This is a genomic window from Pseudomonas promysalinigenes, assembly GCF_014269025.2.
Taxonomy (GTDB): domain Bacteria; phylum Pseudomonadota; class Gammaproteobacteria; order Pseudomonadales; family Pseudomonadaceae; genus Aquipseudomonas; species Aquipseudomonas promysalinigenes.
Genome location: NZ_CP077094.1, coordinates 4,988,996 through 5,007,522, shown reverse-complemented (window position 1 = coordinate 5,007,522; position 18,527 = coordinate 4,988,996). Strand labels below are relative to the sequence as shown.

At 59.7% G+C, this 18,527-nt stretch carries 16 protein-coding genes; 9 read left to right on the top strand and 7 right to left on the bottom strand.

The window, feature by feature from the left end; translation table 11 throughout:
• Nucleotides 1–141: 141 nt before the first annotated feature.
• The 3 genes from zigA to HU725_RS22660 are packed head-to-tail and all read left to right on the top strand — an operon-like array spanning nt 142 to nt 2,984.
• A complete protein-coding gene (zigA, locus tag HU725_RS22670) occupies nt 142–1,350 on the top strand; it encodes a zinc metallochaperone GTPase ZigA (RefSeq protein ID WP_060477621.1) in 1,209 nt (402 codons plus the stop codon).
• Entirely contained in the window at nt 1,347–1,973 is a 627-nt protein-coding gene (locus HU725_RS22665) for a DUF1826 domain-containing protein (RefSeq protein WP_186476134.1), read from the top strand. The genes zigA and HU725_RS22665 overlap by 4 nt, the downstream gene beginning before the upstream one ends.
• A gap of 39 nt (nt 1,974–2,012) precedes the next feature.
• Entirely contained in the window at nt 2,013–2,984 is a 972-nt protein-coding gene (locus HU725_RS22660) for a CobW family GTP-binding protein (RefSeq protein ID WP_186476135.1), read from the top strand.
• Between the two features lie 12 nt (nt 2,985–2,996).
• On the opposite strand, the gene HU725_RS22655 is transcribed toward HU725_RS22660, so the two are convergent.
• Nucleotides 2,997–3,389 carry a DUF3301 domain-containing protein gene (locus HU725_RS22655; RefSeq protein ID WP_060477618.1) on the bottom strand — a complete coding sequence of 131 codons (393 nt, stop codon included), beginning with the start codon at nt 3,387–3,389 and terminating at the stop codon, nt 2,997–2,999.
• A 120-nt stretch (nt 3,390–3,509) separates the two neighbouring features.
• Here HU725_RS22655 and pdxY point away from each other — a divergent pair, with 120 nt between their 5' ends.
• A complete protein-coding gene (gene pdxY, locus HU725_RS22650; RefSeq protein ID WP_186476136.1) occupies nt 3,510–4,382 on the top strand; it encodes a pyridoxal kinase PdxY in 873 nt (290 codons plus the stop codon).
• On the opposite strand, the gene HU725_RS22645 is transcribed toward pdxY, so the two are convergent.
• Nucleotides 4,379–4,864, bottom strand: coding sequence for an acyl-CoA thioesterase (locus HU725_RS22645; RefSeq protein WP_060477616.1), 486 nt, complete (start codon nt 4,862–4,864; stop codon nt 4,379–4,381). The two genes, pdxY and HU725_RS22645, sit on opposite strands and share 4 nt — an antisense overlap.
• 333 nt (nt 4,865–5,197) lie before the next feature.
• Here HU725_RS22645 and HU725_RS22640 point away from each other — a divergent pair, with 333 nt between their 5' ends.
• On the top strand, nt 5,198–6,958 hold the full coding sequence (locus HU725_RS22640; RefSeq protein ID WP_060477615.1) for a cation:proton antiporter: 1,761 nt from the start codon (nt 5,198–5,200) through the stop codon (nt 6,956–6,958).
• Nucleotides 6,959–6,976: 18 nt separating this feature from the next.
• Here the strand turns inward: HU725_RS22640 and HU725_RS22635 are convergent, their stop codons facing one another.
• The 3 genes from HU725_RS22635 to uvrD form a co-directional block, all read right to left on the bottom strand.
• Nucleotides 6,977–7,384, bottom strand: coding sequence for an SMI1/KNR4 family protein (locus tag HU725_RS22635; RefSeq protein WP_060477614.1), 408 nt, complete (start codon nt 7,382–7,384; stop codon nt 6,977–6,979).
• A 111-nt stretch (nt 7,385–7,495) separates the two neighbouring features.
• Entirely contained in the window at nt 7,496–8,350 is an 855-nt protein-coding gene (locus HU725_RS22630; RefSeq protein ID WP_186476137.1) for a Tim44 domain-containing protein, read from the bottom strand.
• A 109-nt stretch (nt 8,351–8,459) separates the two neighbouring features.
• Nucleotides 8,460–10,646 (bottom strand): DNA helicase II, encoded by a 2,187-nt coding sequence (uvrD, locus tag HU725_RS22625; RefSeq protein ID WP_060477612.1) that lies wholly within the window; start codon nt 10,644–10,646, stop codon nt 8,460–8,462.
• 273 nt (nt 10,647–10,919) lie between these two features.
• Here uvrD and HU725_RS22620 point away from each other — a divergent pair, with 273 nt between their 5' ends.
• Nucleotides 10,920–13,247: a putative bifunctional diguanylate cyclase/phosphodiesterase gene (locus HU725_RS22620; protein ID WP_367615734.1), complete on the top strand. Its 2,328-nt coding sequence runs from the start codon at nt 10,920–10,922 to the stop codon at nt 13,245–13,247.
• Here the strand turns inward: HU725_RS22620 and zwf are convergent.
• Nucleotides 13,244–14,686: a glucose-6-phosphate dehydrogenase gene (zwf, locus tag HU725_RS22615; protein ID WP_186476139.1), complete on the bottom strand. Its 1,443-nt coding sequence runs from the start codon at nt 14,684–14,686 to the stop codon at nt 13,244–13,246. The two genes, HU725_RS22620 and zwf, sit on opposite strands and share 4 nt — an antisense overlap.
• Before the next feature lie 103 nt (nt 14,687–14,789).
• Here zwf and hexR point away from each other — a divergent pair, with 103 nt between their 5' ends.
• Nucleotides 14,790–15,656, top strand: a complete 867-nt coding sequence (hexR, locus tag HU725_RS22610; RefSeq protein WP_060477609.1) for a transcriptional regulator HexR — start codon at nt 14,790–14,792, stop codon at nt 15,654–15,656.
• Between the two features lie 140 nt (nt 15,657–15,796).
• Complete coding sequence (locus HU725_RS22605) at nt 15,797–16,015, top strand: PA3496 family putative envelope integrity protein (RefSeq protein WP_186476140.1); 219 nt, start codon at nt 15,797–15,799, stop codon at nt 16,013–16,015.
• On the opposite strand, the gene HU725_RS22600 is transcribed toward HU725_RS22605, so the two are convergent.
• On the bottom strand, nt 15,957–16,904 hold the full coding sequence (locus tag HU725_RS22600) for a LysR family transcriptional regulator (RefSeq protein ID WP_186476455.1): 948 nt from the start codon (nt 16,902–16,904) through the stop codon (nt 15,957–15,959). The genes HU725_RS22605 and HU725_RS22600 overlap by 59 nt on opposite strands.
• A gap of 204 nt (nt 16,905–17,108) precedes the next feature.
• On the opposite strand from HU725_RS22600, the gene HU725_RS22595 reads away from it, so the two are divergent.
• The gene (locus tag HU725_RS22595; protein ID WP_060477607.1) at nt 17,109–18,524 is read left to right on the top strand and encodes an acetyl-CoA carboxylase biotin carboxylase subunit; all 1,416 of its coding nucleotides are present in this window, start codon (nt 17,109–17,111) and stop codon (nt 18,522–18,524) included.
• Nucleotides 18,525–18,527: the final 3 nt, after the last annotated feature.

Genomic DNA, 18,527 nt, shown 5'->3' with positions numbered 1-18,527 from the left:
GCAGTATCAGGGCGAGGGACGACCGGGTCATGTGCGTATCCAGAGATGCGTTCGACGAGTGTGACTTGGCGAAATTGTATTGTTACTTTATAACATTGTGCAATGCATCGTTTCGAATGCGCAGCCTGAAGGGGTTTCACCATGTCCAATCGTCTTCCTGTCACTGTACTTTCCGGCTTCCTCGGTGCCGGGAAAAGCACCTTGCTCAATCATGTACTGCGCAACCGCGACAATCTCAGGGTTGCGGTTATCGTCAACGACATGAGTGAAATCAACATCGATGCCAGTGAAGTGCAGCGCAACGTCAGCCTTAACCGTGCCGAAGAAAAACTCGTTGAAATGAGCAACGGCTGCATTTGCTGCACCTTGCGCGAAGACCTGTTGGAGGAAGTGGCGCGGCTCGCGCAAGAGGGCCGTTTTGACTACCTGTTGATCGAGTCCACTGGGATCTCCGAGCCGTTGCCTGTGGCTGAAACCTTCACCTTCCGCGATGAACAAGGTCGTAGTTTGTCCGACATGGCGCGTTTGGACACCATGGTCACCGTGGTCGATGGCCTGAACTTTCTGCGTGATTATCAGCAAGCCGAGAGCCTGGCCAGCCGCGGCGAAACCCTGGGCGAAGAAGATGAGCGCTCCATCACTGACCTGTTGATCGAACAGGTCGAGTTTGCCGACGTGCTGTTGTTGAGCAAGATCGATCTGATCAGCCAGCACGAACGCGAAGAACTGATCGCCATCTTGCGCAGCCTCAACGCCCGCGCTCAGATCGTGCCGATGGTCATGGGCCAGGTCCCGCTGGGACGGATTCTAGATACTGGTCTGTTCGATTTTGATCAGGCCGCTCAGGCGCCCGGCTGGTTGCAGACTTTGCGCGGGGCGCACGTGCCTGAAACCGAAGAATACGGTATTTCGGCGAGCACCTGGGTAGCTCGTCGGCCCTTGCACCCACAACGCTTCTACGACTTTATCCACAACACCGGAAGCAACGGCCGGTTGCTGCGTTCCAAGGGCTTTTTCTGGCTGGCCAGTAAATATCAGGAAGCCGGTAGCTGGTCGCAGGCTGGCGGCATGATGCGCTATGGCCTGGCAGGGCGGTGGTGGCGGTTTGTACCGCGTGAGCATTGGCCGCAGGATGAGCAGAGCACAGCAGATATCCTCAAGCATTGGCAGGCAGACACCGGTGACTGCCGCCAGGAGTTGGTCTTCATCGGCCAGAACATTGATTTCGCACAGTTATCCACAGCGCTGGACGCCTGCCTGCTCAACGATGAAGAAATGGCCCTCGGGCCAAAAGGCTGGGCCAGGCTGCCTGACCCCTTCGGTGCATGGGATGCCGAGGTTGCTGCATGAACATGGCGTTGAAGACTGCGGCTATTCGTCAGGTTTTCGGTGAGGCGCCATCGGTGTTTACCGAGGTCTATCAGGACGGGGTAAACATGGCGGTCTGGCAGCGGCGCTTGCCAGCCCAGTTGGAAGACTTCGCAGTTTTGGCCGTCAGCCTCGGCCAGCCGTGGGCTGACCAGCGCGTTATCGATGTGAACGAACATGAACCGCCGGCTCTGCCTGGCTTGCTGCAGGAGGCAGCAGATCTGCAAGGTTACGAGAGCTTCGTGGCTGACGTGAAGTGGTTGGTGTCGGCCTATACCTGCCTGCTCGGCGCACGGCGGGTGGGGTTGCGATTAAGGGTGCTGCAAGGAGCGATGTGCCCGCGCTTTCATGTGGATAACGTGCCTGTGCGTCTGTTGACGACCTACGTGGGGCCCGGCAGCGAGTGGGTTGAAGAAGGCGCTATGGAACGGGTCGGCTTACACCTGGCTGAGGCCCCTGTGGATAACATTCGAAGCCTACGCGTGGGAGACGTTGCATTGGTCAAAGGCGAAAAATGGGCCGGTAATGAGGGCGCCGGGCTCATCCACCGCTCCCCGGCCAGCCAGCAGCGGCGACTGTTGCTCAGCCTTGACTGGCTGGCATGACGGGGCATAGTGGACTGAATTCCACTTAGAAGCGCTGGCATGCTGCGAAATATCCCCACCCACGTCATCGCTGGCCCCCTGGGGGCCGGCAAGACCAGCCTGATCCGGCAGCTAATGGCCCAGCGCCCGGCCAATGAACGCTGGGCGGTGCTGGTCAATGAGTTTGGTCAAATCGGTCTCGATGCGGCGCTGCTCAGCCATAACGATGACGGCATCGCCATCGGTGAGGTGGCTGGCGGTTGCTTGTGCTGCGTGAACGGTATGCCATTTCAGGTTGGCCTGGGCCGCCTGCTGCGTAAGGCGAGGCCAGATCGGCTATTCATTGAACCGTCCGGGCTGGGTCATCCATTGCAGTTACTCAACCAGTTGGGCAAATCTCCATGGGTCGGAGTGCTGGCGTTGCAGCCATTGGTCATGGTTTTGGATGGCCAGGCGTTAGCCAAGGGTGAGGAATTGCCCGAAGCTCAACAACAGGCTCTGCAGGCGGCAGGCTTGGTGCTGCTGAACAAGGCTGACACTGTGGATGATTTCGGTAAGCTGTTGATAAATAACAGATTAAAAGATATCAACAGTGTTTGGACCCAGCAGGCTCTGGTTGACATGAAAACCCTGCCCAGTTCATCCACAACACAACCGCTCGGTTTGCTTGTGGGTAATTTGGTGGATGCTGATCTGTCCACAGCCCCTGAGCCCCTGTGGATAGATAAAACCCTGCCGCTCTGTACTGCACTGTCAGGGGATGGCGGTTGGAGCATCGGGTGGCGCTGGCACCCGAGCCAGCAATTCGACCCGCAGCGCATGCAGGCATTTCTCGCCGCTTGGCCTTGGCGGCGCGCCAAGGGTGTTATCCACACCCAGCATGGCTGGCAATCGTTCAATGGGCTGGAAGGCCAAGTGCCGCAGTGGCAGCCCAGCGAATGGCGCAAAGATACGCGCATCGAGTTAATCTTTGAGCAGGCTCAGCCAGCACCACCTCTGCAGGTGGCGCTGGCGCAATGCTTGATCACATAAACGCGGCGCGCCTCAGTTGTGCCAGCGGTTATGCTCCTGGCGCCATTGCTGCATCTGAATCACATTGTCGGCCCGTGGCGGTGTCTTGATCTCGAACGGGTAGGGCGCCAGCTCAATCTGTGCGCTGTGGGCACCGAACTGGGTCACGCTGCCGGGGTGGCGCTGCTCGCCGGTGACGGTGAACTCGAAGGCATAGACCCGCGCCAGGCGTTTCCTGCCTTTGGCATCACGGATGAACGCGATGCGTTTGAGCGCAACGGCGTCATCCAGCAGTTCCAGATCGAGTTTGGCGCAATGCTGTTTGACCCGCTCCAGGGCCTTCTCGCGCAGCCCGTGGTTATGCCATAACCAAGCGCCTGCCGTGGCCAACAGCATCAGGACGAAGAGATTCTCCAGGGTCAACATTTACGTATGCTCCAAACAGGTCGAACCAGCTTAACTGCGCCACTGGCCTGTCGTACAGGTGGCGATCGAGTTCATACTGCGCGCCGCACAAACCTTGAAACAGCTTTGGAATCCGCTCCCATGAAACGTACTCCGCACCTGCTCGCCATCCAATCCCACGTGGTGTTCGGCCACGCCGGCAACAGCGCTGCGGTGTTTCCCATGCAGCGAGTTGGAGTCAACGTCTGGCCTCTTAATACAGTACAGTTTTCCAACCACACACAGTATGGCCAGTGGGCGGGGGAAGTGCTTGCTCCAGCGCAAATTCCTGCGTTGGTGGAAGGGATTTCCAATATTGGCGAGCTGGGCCACTGTGATGCGGTGCTGTCCGGGTACCTGGGCAGTGCCGCCCAGGGCCGGGCGATCCTCGCGGGTGTGCAGCGGATCAAAGCGGTGAACGCCAAGGCTTTGTATCTGTGCGACCCTGTCATGGGCCATGCCGAGAAGGGTTGCATCGTGCCGCAGGAGGTCAGTGATTTTCTGCTCGATGAGGCCGTGGCCAGCGCGGATATCCTCTGCCCCAATCAACTGGAACTCGACAGTTTTTGCGGGCGCCGTGCGCAATCGCTCGAAGACTGCGTGAGCATGGCGCGCAGCCTGCTGGCGCGCGGCCCGCAGGTCGTGTTGGTCAAGCACCTGGCGTATCCGGGGCGCCCTCAAGACATGTTCGAAATGTTGCTGGTTACCCGCGAAGAAAGCTGGCACCTTGGCCGTCCGCTGCTGGCTTTCCCACGGCAACCAGTAGGTGTGGGCGACCTGACCTCGGGCTTGTTCCTGGCTCGGGTTCTGCTGGGAGACAGCTGGCGACAAGCGTTCGAGTACACCGCAGCGGCGGTGCATGAGGTGCTGCTGGAAACCCAGGCCTGCACCAGCTACGAATTGCAACTGGTGCGGGCCCAGGATCGTATCGCCCACCCGCGCGTGCGGTTCGAGGCGCAGCGCCTGGCGGTCTAGATCGAATCGGTTTTCAGGTTCTGGTAGCGTTTTTCCAGTTCCTGACGGATCTGCCGGCGTTGCTGGCCTTGCAGGAAGCGGCGTTTCTCTTCGCTGGACTGCGGCTGGCGCGCAGGGACCGGCACCGGGCGACGGTTGTCATCTACTGCAACCATGGTGAAGAAGCAGCTATTGGAGTGGCGTACCGAGCGCTCGCGGATGTTCTCCGTGATTACTTTGATGCCCACTTCCATCGAGGTATTGCCGGTGTAGTTGACTGAGGCCAGGAAGGTCACCAGTTCGCCGACGTGCACCGGCTCGCGGAAGATCACCTGGTCAACCGACAAGGTCACCACATAGCTGCCGGCATAGCGGCTGGCGCAGGCGTAGGCCACTTCGTCGAGGTATTTGAGCAAGGTGCCGCCGTGTACGTTGCCAGAAAAGTTGGCCATGTCCGGGGTCATCAGGACGGTCATGCTCAGCTGGGCGTTTCCAGGTTCCATAGTGTGCTCACGGTGAAATTGCGCTGAATCGGGGCGGGTATCTGCTGACACTTCTGTTTCCCCCTTTCTGAAGGTTTGCCTTCCTTTTACGGGACGTTGCCCGATGTGGCGTCGTCACGCCTGCGTTGCCATTTGGGGCGGCTGATCAGCCGATCTGTTTCTGCATATTGCACCGGCAATTTGTGACGGGGTGCGATGTTACCCTGAGTACGCCCATGCAACATGGGCTTTCCTGCATTCAATACAGTATGTACTTGCTTCTTGCTTGGCTCGGCCTTGACAGAGGAGCGGTCTGCCCCGGCATTGAGCAACGTCGAAAAGGAGTATCGCGCCATGCATGCCATCAGCTTCATCCAGGACCTGGCAGTGATAATGCTGGTCGCAGGTGTCGTGACGATTCTTTTTCATCGGTTGAAACAGCCCGTGGTGCTGGGCTACATCGTCGCAGGCTTCATCATCGGGCCACACACCCCGCCCTTTGGGCTGATCCATGACGAAGACACGATCAAGACCCTGGCCGAGCTTGGGGTGATTTTCCTGATGTTCTGTCTTGGCCTGGAATTCAGCCTGCGCAAGCTGTTCAAGGTCGGTGCCACGGCGTTCATCGCGGCGTTCCTGGAAATCGTGCTGATGATCTGGATCGGTTTTGAGATCGGCCGGTGGTTCGGTTGGAGTACCATGGACTCGCTGTTCCTCGGTGCCATCCTGGCGATTTCCTCGACGACCATCATCGTCAAGGCGCTCAACGACTTGAAGATGAAGAACGAGCGCTTCGCCCAGTTGATCTTCGGGGTGTTGATCGTCGAAGACATTCTCGGCATTGGCATCATCGCCTTGCTTTCAGGCATCGCCGTAAGTGGTTCGGTGAGCTCCGGCGAGGTGTTCTCGACCGTCGGCAAGTTGTCGCTATTCATGATCGTGGCGCTGGTCATCGGCATTCTGCTGGTGCCGCGGCTGCTGGCCTATGTGGCCAAATTCGAAAGCAACGAGATGTTGTTGATCACAGTGCTGGGCCTGTGTTTCGGCTTCTGCTTGCTGGTCGTGAAGCTCGAGTACAGCATGGTACTGGGAGCCTTCCTGATCGGTGCGATCATGGCTGAATCGCGCCAGTTGCTGAAGATCGAGCGGCTGATCGAGCCGGTACGGGACTTGTTCAGCGCAATTTTCTTCGTTGCCATCGGCCTGATGATCGACCCCCAGGTGCTGGTCGATTACGCCTGGCCTATCGTGGTCATCACCCTGGCTGTGGTACTGGGCAAAATGCTGTCGTGCGGCATGGGCGCCTTCATAGCCGGTAACGATGGGCGGACCTCGCTGCGCGTAGGTATGGGCCTTTCGCAGATCGGTGAATTTTCGTTCATCATCGCGGCGCTTGGGATGACGCTGCAGGTCACCAGTGACTTTCTCTACCCTGTGGCAGTGGCGGTGTCTGCCATTACCACGCTGCTGACGCCTTACCTGATTCGCGCTGCCGACCCGCTTTCGCACAAGCTGGGTCATATGGTGCCAGGGCGTCTGGCGCGGGTGTTATCGCTTTATGGAGAATGGTTGCGCAGTATTCAGCCGCAAGGAGAAGGCGCCATGCTGGCGGCCATGATTCGGCGTATCTTGTTGCAGGTAGGTGTCAATCTGGCGCTGGTGATCGCAATCTTCTTCAGCGGCGGTTATTTCGCTGCGCGCATTGGCGCCTGGCTCAGCGAGTGGGTGACGGATGTCAGCCAGCAGAAGGCGCTGATCTGGGGCGCAGCATTGCTGCTGTCACTGCCGTTTCTGATTGCGGCTTATCGCAAGCTCAAAGCCCTGTCCATGCTGCTGGCCGAGATGGGGGTCAAGCCGGAAATGGCCGGGCGGCATACCCAGCGTGTGCGCCGGGTGGTGGCCGAGGTGATTCCGCTGCTCTCGCTGCTGGTGATCTTCCTGCTGCTGTCGGCCTTGTCGGCGAGCATCCTGCCGACCAGCGAGCTGTTGCTGGTGATTGCAGTGGTAGCAGCGGTGGTGGTGGCACTGCTGTGGCGCTGGTTTATCCGCGTGCATTCACGCATGCAGATAGCCTTGCTGGAAACGCTGGAGAACAGTCGCGACCACTCTCACTGACAGCGCCACAACGGGGCGTCAGCTCTCCAGCCAGACGTCCCGTGCCCAGTGCCACACCGATTCCCAGCTTTCTTCAGTGATGGCTTCTTCATCGCCATCCCAGAGCACCACGGTGCCGTCTTCCTCGACACAGTAATAGCTATCGCCGTCCTGGCACAGGGGGATAAGGTCGCGCGGTACGCCCGCTTCCCAGGCGTTGGCGGCCACATCAGGCAAAAAGGTGTGGGACTGCGGGTCGGTGCAGGTCACAGGCTCCAGGGAGCCATAAACCACATCGCTGACCGTCAGCAGAAACTCTTTGAAAACGAACGGAATGTTGATGAACAGCTGTTCTTCGATTTCGACCAGTTGATCCTCATCGGGAAGCTCCAGTGGCACTGGCACGGGTTCATTGGCTTCACGGAGTTGTTCGATCACTTCTTCCACGGTTACATCCTCTGACCTTGATGACAACGCTGCGGGTTATACCCTAGTAGCCCGCTCTGGCAAAAGCAAAACCCCGGGCAAGCCCGGGGTTTTTTGTGCAACGTGAGTCGGTTAACCGTTTTGGCGGATACCGGCCACCAGCCAAGGCTGGTTCTCGCCCTGGGCGCGCACCATGTGCCAGCTTTCGCTGAAAGCTTCGCCCTGGTCGAAGCGCGAAGTCTTCGACACGCCACGGAAGGTAAGGGTGGCGTCGGTGCGGTCGGCACGATCGTCGACGCCATCGAGCTGCACGTCGAGGTCATCGATGTAGGTGGACTGGAAGCCGTCACCCAGGTCAGCACGCTCGCGCTTGAGGAACTCGAGCATTTGCGGTGTGACGAACTCTGCGATCTTGTCCATTTCATTGGCATCCCAGTGCTGCTGCAGCGACTGGAAGTGGCTGCGGGCTGCGGCAAGGAAGCTTTGCTCGTTGAACCAGGCCGGGGCATTGATCACCGGCGCGGCTGTGGCAGCAGGCGCTGCCGAACCGCCGAAGATCGAAGGCTGAGCAGGCTGGCCATGGGCTTCACGCTGGAGCGGCGCGTGACCTGGCGCGGCCATTTGCGGCTGCTGCTGGCGACGGCGTGCTGCAATGAAGCGGAATACCAGGAAGGCGATCAGGCCGATGATCAGGAAGTCCATGATCTGCATGCCCTGGAAGCCGTCACCCATGAACATGGAAGCCAGCAGGCCACCGGCGGCGAGGCCGGCCAGTGGGCCCAGCCAGCGCGAAGCACCGCTGGTGGCGGCCGGTGCGCGGCCAGGCGCAGTCGGTGCGGCTGCAGGCGTGGTTGGCGTAGCCTGGCGGGTCTGGTGGATAGGCGCGGAGCCCGAACTCTTGCCGCCGCCGAAACGCTTGGCGTTGGCGTCCAGGCTCAGCGTCAGGCCGACGCAGAGCGCCAGTGCGATGCTAAGAAAACGTTGCATAAATGGGATTTCCCCTGTTGTGGATTGCACGCGCGTCATGGTGCACAGGTTCCCGTGCACATGACCAGCGACAAGATGTTTCCAGCTTTTGCCTGAATGTTTCGACGCCTTAAATGGCCTCGAGTTTGGCGTACCCAAGCATGAGCCATTTACTGCCTTCTGCAAAATTCACCTGCACCCGCGCCTGGGCGCCGGAGCCCTCGAAATTGAGGATGATGCCTTCGCCAAACACTGCATGCTGCACGCGCTGGCCGAGGTTGAACGTGGTTTGCGGAATATTGGCATTGGCGAACAGGTTGCTGCTCGTGGCAGTTGAACCACCAAACGGGCGGCTGACACTGTTGGAAAGGCGAACTTCCTGAACTAACCCGCTGGGAATTTCGCGTACGAAACGAGACACCTTGTTGTAGGTCTCGCTGCCATAAAGACGGCGGGTTTCGGCGTAGGTCATGATCAGCTGGCGCATGGCGCGGGTGATCCCGACATAGGCCAGGCGACGCTCCTCTTCCAGGCGGCCGGGCTCTTCCAGGCTCATCTTGTGCGGGAACAGGCCTTCCTCCATGCCCACCAGGAACACATAGGGGAACTCCAGGCCTTTGGCGCTGTGCAGGGTCATCAGCTGGATGCTGTCTTCGTGCTCGTCGGCCTGGGCATCGCCAGCCTCCAGCGAGGCGTGGCCAAGGAAGGCCGAAAGCGGCGACAGGTCCGCATCGTCTTCGCTGGTTTCGAAGTTGCGCGCCGCGCTGACCAGTTCTTCAAGGTTTTCTACCCGTGCCTGGCCCTTTTCACCTTTTTCTTCCTGGTGATAGATGATCAGCCCCGACTGCTCGATGGCGGTTTGGGTCATGGTGTGCAGAGGCATTTCGGCCACTTTGCTGGCCAGGCCCTCGATCAACTCGATGAACGCGCCAAGCGCGGAAGCGGCGCGGCCTTTGAGCGCTTTGGCAGATACCAGCTGGCACATCGCTTCCCACATGGACAGCTGGCTGTGGCGGGCGTGCTCGCGAATGGCTTCGACAGTCTTTTCGCCGATGCCCCGTGGCGGCACGTTGATGACCCGTTCGAGTGCGGCATCGTTGCCGCGGCCTTCGATCAGACGCAAGTAAGCCATGGCGTTCTTGATTTCGGCGCGTTCGAAGAAGCGCTGGCCGCCATAGATGCGATAGGGAATGCGCTCGCGCAGCAGAGCCTCCTCCAGCACCCGTGATTGGGCGTTGGAACGATACAGAATGGCGATGTCGTTGCGTGCGCTGCCTTGTTTGATCAGGCTTTCGATGGTTTCCACTACATAGCGGGCTTCATCGTGCTCGTTATAGGCCGCGTACAGCGTCAGTGGCTCGCCTTCGCCCATATCGGTCCACAGTTCCTTGCCCAGGCGCCCGCTGTTGTTGGCGATCAAAGCGTTCGCGGCCTTGAGTATGCCCCCGGTGGAGCGATAGTTCTGCTCCAGGCGAATCGTTTCGGCGTCTGGGAAGTCGGCGGTGTACTGGTGAATGTTTTCGATCTTGGCACCGCGCCAGCCATAAATGGACTGGTCGTCGTCGCCTACGGCCATCAGGCTGCCGCCGTCTTTGCCTGCCAGTAGGCGCAGCCAGGCGTACTGCACGGCGTTGGTGTCCTGGAACTCGTCCACCAGCAGGTGGCGGAAGCGCCGTTGATAGTGTTCCAGCAGGCCGGGGTGGTCGCGCCACAGATCCAGGGCGCGCAGTAGCAATTCGGAAAAGTCGATGACCCCGGCGCGCTCGCATGCCTGTTCATAGGCACTGTAGACATCGCGCATGGTCTGCAGGAAAAGATCGCCCCCGGGCTGGATATGTTGCGGGCGCAGGCCCTCGTCCTTCTGCCCGTTGATGAACCACTGGGCCTGACGCGCCGGCCACTTCTGCTCGTCCAGGCCCAATTCGCGCATGACCCGCTTGACCAGCCGCTGCTGGTCGTCGCTGTCGAGAATCTGGAAATTCTGCACCAGGCGCGCCTCTTGCCAGTGCGCCCGCAGCAGGCGGTGGGCTAGACCGTGGAAGGTACCTACCCACATGCCGGCCGGGTTGATGCCCAGCAATTGCTCGATTCGCTGGCGCATTTCGGCAGCAGCCTTGTTGGTGAAGGTCACCGACAGAATCGAGTGCGGCGAGGCCTGCTCGACCTGGATCAACCAGGCGATACGGTGCACCAGCACGCGGGTTTTACCGGAGCCGGCGCCAGCAAGCACCAGCTGACGCCCAAGCGAGGCCGCGACGGCCTGGCGTTGGGCATCGTTCAGGGAATTCAGCAGGAGGGAGAGGTCGTCTGTTTGCATCTGGCCATTCTAGGGGCAGGCCGAGCAACGGGCAAACGCATACTGTATGAATATTCACCTGTGCCCCGGGTGCTCATCGGCTTTAGGCGCAGCGCGCCAGTGCAGGTATGTGGGGCCTGGCTGGACTGCTGGGGGTGAAACCCGTCGGGAGCAGTTTGGCCAGCTCGGACGTTTGTGTAAGATCCCTGCTCGTTTACTGCCAACCATAATAAGAACACTACAAGAATTCACGATATGACCCACGACTGCACGGCGATCGGAGTATCGCCTGGGATGGCCAGGAAGGTCCGCAGGCAGTTTGCCACTCAACTTTCCGTCGAGCGGACGCGGCTGCTGTACCAAGGCTCTTTGTTGCCGACATTGTTCATGCTGCTCAACGGCCTGCTGTGCGCTTGGCTGTTGTGGACGCCTGGGCGCTATCTGATGGTGGCCGTTTGCCTGGCCTGGCTGCTGGCGCTGGTTGCGCTCAGGGTGATCCAGGTGGCGGCGTTCGACTCGGCCGACCCGCAGCGTCAGGCCGAGCCGGTATGGCGGCGCATGTTCCTGGTCGGTTCGGCATTCAGCGGCATGACCTTGGCCTGCGCGGCGATCGCTTTGGTGCCGCAGCACAACTTCGAGCAGCAGGCCTGGGCATTCGGCTTGCTGGCGATGGCCAGCCTGAGTGCAAGCATCGCTTATGCTGTCAGCCTGCCGGCTTTTCTCAGTTTTGCGTTGCCCTGTCTGCTGCCGCCGATCCTCTTCCTGTTCTTTTTCGACGCAGGGCAGCGTGGGTGGGGCTGGTTCTGCCTGATCCTGCTAGCCACGCTGCTGGTGGTGGCCTGGCAGGTCAACCGGCTGCTCGACCGCAGTTTGCTGCGGCGGTTTCAGAACCAGTCACTGAACCAGGACTTGCAACGGATTTCTGCACAGAAGGTGCTTGAGGAACAGCAGCGCCTTGCCTCCACGGTTTTCGAGGCATGCAATGAGGGGGTGGTGATTCTGAGCGCTGATTTTGTGGTGCTTGCGGTGAACCAGGCGTACTGCCAGATGACTGGATATCTACGTTGCGAATCGCTTGCCAGTGCGCTGTTCGAGCTGCCCTGTCACAGCGATGCCCGGCGGCACAGCCAGGCCATTGAGGTGGCGCTGCGCCAGCAAGGTGGGTGGCAGGGCGAACTGGTCGAAGCCCGCAAGCATGGCCAGCTGTATCCGCAGTGGCTACAACTGACGGCTGTGCGCAACTCCAGCGGCCAGCTGAGCCAAGTAGTCGGCTTCTTCACCGACCTGTCGGCGCGTCGAGCCTTTGAAGAGCGCCTGCGTTACCTGGCCCATTACGACGAGCTCACCGGGCTGGCCAACCGATCACTGTTCCGTTTGCGTTTGCTGGACGCCGCACGGCGCGTACGCAGCAATGGCCGCAGCCTGGCCTTGCTGCACATAGACTTGGACCGTTTCAAACTGCTTAACGAAAGCCTTGGCCATGAACTGGCCGACCAGCTGATTCAAAAGGTTGCTCGGCGCATTGTCAGTACCTTGCCCGAGGCCGATACCGTGGCGCGCCTTTCTGGCGATGAGTTCGCCGTGCTCTTCGATGGCTACAGCAACCTGTCGAGCCTGGTACGGGTCACCACCCGCTTGTTGAACAAGTTGCGCAAGCCACAGCGGCTAGATGGCCACGAGGTGGTGATAAGTGCATCGGTAGGTATCAGTGTACTGGCTGATGCCACGCTCGATGCCGAAGCCATGATTGGCCAGGCAGACATGGCCAAACAGCATGCCAAGCACTTGGGCGGCGACAATTTCCAGTTCTATACCGAAAGCCTGCGAGCCAGCACGCTTGAGCGCTTGCAGTTGGAAAACCAGCTGCGCAAGGCTATCGAAGAACAGCAGCTGATGGTGTATTACCAACCCAAGCTGTGCGTGCTTAGCGGGCACGTCAATGCCGCCGAGGCACTGGTGCGCTGGCAGCATCCTGAGCGGGGGATGGTGCCTCCAGGGGAGTTCATCGGCATGGCCGAGGAAACTGGGCTGATTGCCCCGATCGGCGAATTCGTGCTGCGCCAGGCCTGCAAGCAAGCCCGGCAATGGCAACGGCAGGGCCTGGAAGTGCGGGTTTCTGTCAACCTTTCGGTCTACCAGCTGCGCCAGGGCAAGCTGGTCAGCCTGGTGCGCCAGATGCTCGAAGACACCGGGCTGGCGCCGAATTTGCTGGAGTTGGAGCTCACCGAAAGCCAGTTGCTCGACAGCGTCGAGCACATCATTTCGACCTTCCAGCAGTTACATGCCCTTGGGGTGAAGCTGGCCATCGACGACTTTGGCACCGGCTATTCGTCATTGAGTTACCTCAAACGCCTGCCGGTGGATTACTTGAAGATCGACCAGGCCTTCATCCGCGGCCTTCACCAAGGCAGCCAAGATGCCGCCATTACTCAGGCGATCATCACGTTGTCCAAGAGCCTGGGCATGAAGGTGGTCGCCGAAGGGGTGGAAACGGCGGAGCAACTGGCGTTTCTTCGAGAGCATGGGTGTGACGAGGTGCAGGGCTACCTGATCAGCAGGCCAATCCCGGAGCAAGAGTTTCGCCAGATGCTGGCCCGGCCATGGGGCAATGAGGGCGGTTAGCCGTGCCAGTGTCTGCCGTGCCTGGCCATAAGGCTGCTGGCTTGTTCCGGGCCGTTGCTGCCGGCAGCGTAGTGGCGGGGCGCCTGGAAATGTTCTTCCCAACCTCTGATGATCGGGTCGATCCAGGCCCAGGCGGCCTCTACCTCGTCGCGTCGCATGAACAGCGTCGAATCGCCTTCCAGGATATCCAGCAGCAGGCGCTCGTAGGCGTCCCAGCGACGGGTCTGGCCGAACACCTGTGCCAGGTTCAGGTCCAGGTCCACAGGCTCCAGGCGCATACCCTTGCCGGGGCTTTTGGTCATCATGCGCAAGCTGATGCGTTCCTCTGGCTGCAACTGGATCAGTAGCTGGTTGACTTGGCCACCGCTGAACAACTCGTGAGGCACCGGTTTGAACTGGATGACGATTTGCGAAGAGCGCCGTGCCATACGCTTGCCAGTGCGCAGGTAGAAGGGCACGCCGGCCCAGCGCCAGTTGTCGATATGCGCGTGCACCGCAACGAAGGTTTCGGTATCTGTGTCGTTGTCGACGTCCTTTTCGAAGTAGTACGCGGGTACTTCCTGACCGCCGATGTAACCGGCACCGTACTGGCCACGCACGGTTTTGTCTTGTACGTCCTGGCCGGTGATGGGTTTGAGTGCCCTGAGTATTTTCACTTTTTCGTCGCGTACCGCTTCTGCCTCGAATTGCGCCGGTGGTTCCATGGCCACAAGGCACAGCAGCTGTAGCAGATGATTCTGCAGCATGTCGCGGGTCGCGCCTGCGCGGTCGTAGTAGCCGCCACGGTTCTCCACGCCGAGGGTTTCACAGACGCTGATCTGCACATGGTCGACCCGGCCGTTGCACCACACCGGCTCCAGCAGGGCATTGGCAAAGCGCAGGGCCATTAGGTTCTGCACGGTTTCCTTGCCCAGGTAGTGGTCGATGCGAAATACCTGCGACTCATCGAATACGGCACCGATCGCCTCATTGATGGCGGTAGCCGATGCCTGTGAATGACCGATTGGCTTCTCCAGCACGATGCGCGCTTCGCTGTCGGCCAGGCCTGCGACACGCAGGTGGTTGGCGATAGGTACGAACAAATTGGGCGCAGTCGCCAGGTAGAAGATGCGGGTCAGCCCACCAGGCTCGCCGAGGTAGCGGGCCAGCCGGCCGAAGTCTGCGCTTTGCGTGGCATCCATGGGGAAGTAGTCCAGCCGTGCGCAAAAGCGTCGCCACACTTCCTCGTCGAAGTCGTTGCGAGCAATTTGCGCGCGGCAATGGCGCTCTGCAAGCTTGAGGTATTCGTTGCGGCTGAGGTGGCGGCGGGCCAGTGCGATGATGCGCACGGCGTTGTTCAGACGGGCTTCGCGATACAGGTGATAAAGCGCCGGTAACAGTTTGTGCAGGGCCAGGTCACCCGTGCCGCCGAACACCAGAATGTCGCAAGGAATAGTCAAACCACCACTCTCCACGTTCGTTTAACTGGGCGGGTTGGCGTCCATGTAGTATAACTACAAGAAAGCTACATCCCGGCCAGCCGATCATAACCGAGTCCAGCCCGTGAATCTGTTGCAACATATCGCCCAATCGCGCCACCTGCTGCGCAAATCGGAACTCAAAGTGGCCGACCACGTGCTGCTCGACCCGGCAGCCGTGATGCATAGCTCCATGGCCGACCTGGCGCACAGCGTGGGCATCAGCGAACCGACCATCGTGCGCTTCTGCCGGGCGATCGGCTGTTCCGGGTTTCAGGACCTTAAGCTCAAACTGGCGCAAAGCCTGGCGGCCGGTGCCAGTTTCGGTCAGTTCGCGATCCACGAAGACGACTCGGTCGCCGACTACAGCCTGAAGATTTTCGACACCACCCTGCACACCCTGATGGAAGTGCGCGAGCACCTCGATCCGCAGGCCCTGCAACAGGCCGTCAGTGCCATGGCTCAGGCGCAGCGGGTCGAATTCTACGGCTTTGGTGCATCCGGTGCGGTGGCCGCCGACGCCCAGCACAAATTCTTCCGCCTGCTGCTCAGCGCCGCGGCCTACTCTGACCCGCACATGCAGGCGATGTCGGCGGTGACATTGAAGCCTGGGGATGTTGCGGTGTGCATTTCCCAATCAGGGCGGTCGAAAGACTTGCTGATCACTGCCAACCTGGTGCGTGAGAGTGGAGCCAACCTGATTACCCTGTGCCCAAGTGCGACACCTCTGGCGGAATTGTCTACGGTCAACCTGGCGATCGATGTGCATGAAGACACCGAGATCTACACCCCACTCACTTCACGCATCGCGCACTTGGTGGTGATCGACGTATTAGCCATGGGTGTGGCCATGGCCCGTGGGCCGAGCCTGGTCAACCACCTCAAGAGCGTCAAGCGCAGCTTGCGCAGCCTGCGGTTGTCGCCCAAGTCGATCAAGGCTACCGAGGACTGATGGCGGATCGTGCTGGCGACTTTACCGGTGAATCCGCGAAGTAATCGGCAAAGATTCACCGTTTTGTCACCTTTCCAAAACCTAAACGTAAACACTCCCGGCCAGTCTGAAACTCCCGCATTCAAACTGGGAGACAGGCTATGGCTCGTGACTTCGACGGTTCCTACCAACCCAGCGCCAAGGCTCGCAAGCAGCAAGAGAAGGACCAGCGCCGCATGGAGTTCCGCCGCGCGATCGAAAGTTACTGCGACCAGCGCCAATTGTTGCGCGAACTAACTGATTACCCCGATCTGCAAGCGCTCACGGTGTGGCAGGGATCGTCGGCAACTTCCCAGAAAATCGTTCAACAAGCGCGCTGATCAATGCTCGTTCGCTACGGATGAACGCGTGAAATGCCAACGCCACTGGTGACTGTCGTTTGGCCTTGGCCTGGACTACGCACCAGCTGCGGTACAACGGCAATTCCTCGACAGGCAACTCCGTCAGCACACCCGTGGCTAATTCCATGTTCACCGCATGGCGCGTTAGCAAAGCGATACCCAAGCCTGCGATTACGCATTCACGTTGGGCGTCGGCCGAGGCGACTTCCAGGGTTTGGCTGAAATGCACGCGTTTGTCCTTGAAGTACTCCTCGCAGGCTTTGCGTGTGCCCGAGCCTTGCTCCCTGACGAGCAGTGTGTGAGGTTCCAAGTCCTGTAAGCGCAACTGCTCCAGCTTGCACAGCGGGTGCTGCGGCGGCGCCACTGCGACGATAGGGTTGTTGAGAAACGGCAGAAACTCCAAGCCCATGTCTTGGGGCACCATCGACATGATGATCAGGTCATCCCGGTTATCGGAAAGCCGGCGAATCGCCTGCGCTCGGTTGACCACGGTGAGGGTCAGGTTGACCTCAGGGTGTCGCTGTTTGAAGGCGGCAAACAGGTGAGGCACGAAGTATTTGGCACTGGACTCGATGGCCAGTTTCAGCTGCCCTTGCAACGAGCCCTGCATATCGGACAGCTGCATATCGAGGCTTTCCAGGCGCCCGAATATGTCACGGCTAGCGCGTTGCAGCGCTTCGGCAGCGTCGGTCAGGTAGAGCTTCTTGCCCACGTACTCGAACAGCGGCTGGCCAATCAGCTCCTCCAGCTGGCGTATTTGTAGACTCACCGCCGGTTGCGTCAGTGCCATCTCTTCTGCCGCGCGGCTGTATGAGCGCAGATCGCAGACCTCATTGAAAATCTGCAATTGGCGTAATGTCATACGCATCAAGGACTTACGCATTCTTATAGTCTCATTGGTAATACCCTGTTACCAAACTATAAGCTTTTGCTAATACAGCCCCTAACAAATATTGATTTTTGTTTATCGTCCTTCAGCGCTAGGGTGAATATGCGACTGGCCAGCTAGCTCTGGTCACGCGCCGACCGGTAGAACCGGGTCGTCTGTTCCAACGGCTTTGGGAAGACTCCAGTGATAAAAAAAATCCTGATCGCCAACCGGGGTGAAATCGCAGTTCGCATCGTGCGAGCCTGCGCCGAGATGGGTATTCGCTCTGTCGCGATCTATTCCGACGCCGACCGTCATGCCCTGCACGTCAAGCGTGCCGACGAGGCTCACAGTATTGGCGCAGAGCCTTTGGCGGGTTATCTGAACCCACGCAAACTGGTCAATTTGGCGGTGGAAACCGGCTGTGATGCCCTTCACCCAGGCTACGGGTTCTTATCGGAAAACGCCGAACTGGCGGAGATCTGCGCCGAACGCGGGATCAAATTCATCGGCCCGGCAGCGGATGTCATTCGCCGCATGGGCGATAAGACCGAAGCGCGCCGCACCATGATCCAGGCCGGTGTGCCGGTGACCCCTGGCACCGAAGGCAACGTGGCCGATATTCACGAAGCGCTGAGCGAAGGTGACCGCATCGGCTACCCGGTGATGCTCAAGGCTACCTCCGGCGGCGGCGGGCGCGGTATTCGCCGTTGCAACAGCCGAGAAGAGCTTGAGCAGAACTTCCCAAGGGTCATTTCCGAGGCGACCAAGGCCTTTGGTTCGGCCGAAGTGTTCCTGGAGAAGTGCATCGTCAACCCCAAGCACATCGAGGCGCAGATCCTCGGTGACAGCTTTGGCAACGTCGTGCACCTGTTCGAGCGCGACTGCTCTATCCAGCGCCGTAACCAGAAGCTCATCGAAATTGCCCCAAGCCCCCAGCTCACCCCAGAGCAGCGCGCCTACATCGGTGACCTGGCGGTGCGTGCGGCCAAGGCGGTGGATTACGAGAACGCCGGTACCGTGGAGTTTCTGCTCGCCGATGGCGAGGTTTACTTCATGGAGATGAACACTCGGGTGCAGGTGGAGCACACCATCACCGAAGAAATCACCGGGATCGACATCGTCCGTGAGCAGATTCGCATTGCCTCGGGCCTGCCGCTGTCGGTGAAACAGGAAGATATCCAGCACCGCGGTTATGCGTTGCAGTTTCGCATCAACGCCGAAGACCCGAAGAACAACTTCCTGCCCAGCTTCGGCAAGATCACCCGCTACTACGCCCCAGGCGGCCCGGGTGTGCGTACCGATACGGCGATCTACACCGGCTACACCATCCCGCCCTTCTATGACTCCATGTGCCTGAAGCTGGTGGTCTGGGCATTGACCTGGGAAGAAGCCATGGACCGCGGCCTGCGGGCCCTGGACGACATGCGTGTGCAAGGGGTCAAGACCACTGCCGCGTACTACCAGGAAATCCTGCGCAATCCAGAATTCCGTAGCGGCCAGTTCAATACCAGCTTCGTCGAAAGCCATCCGGAACTGACCAACTACTCGATCAAGCGCAAACCCGAAGAGCTGGCTCTGGCCATCGCCGCCGCCATCGCCGCCCACGCAGGCCTGTGAGGA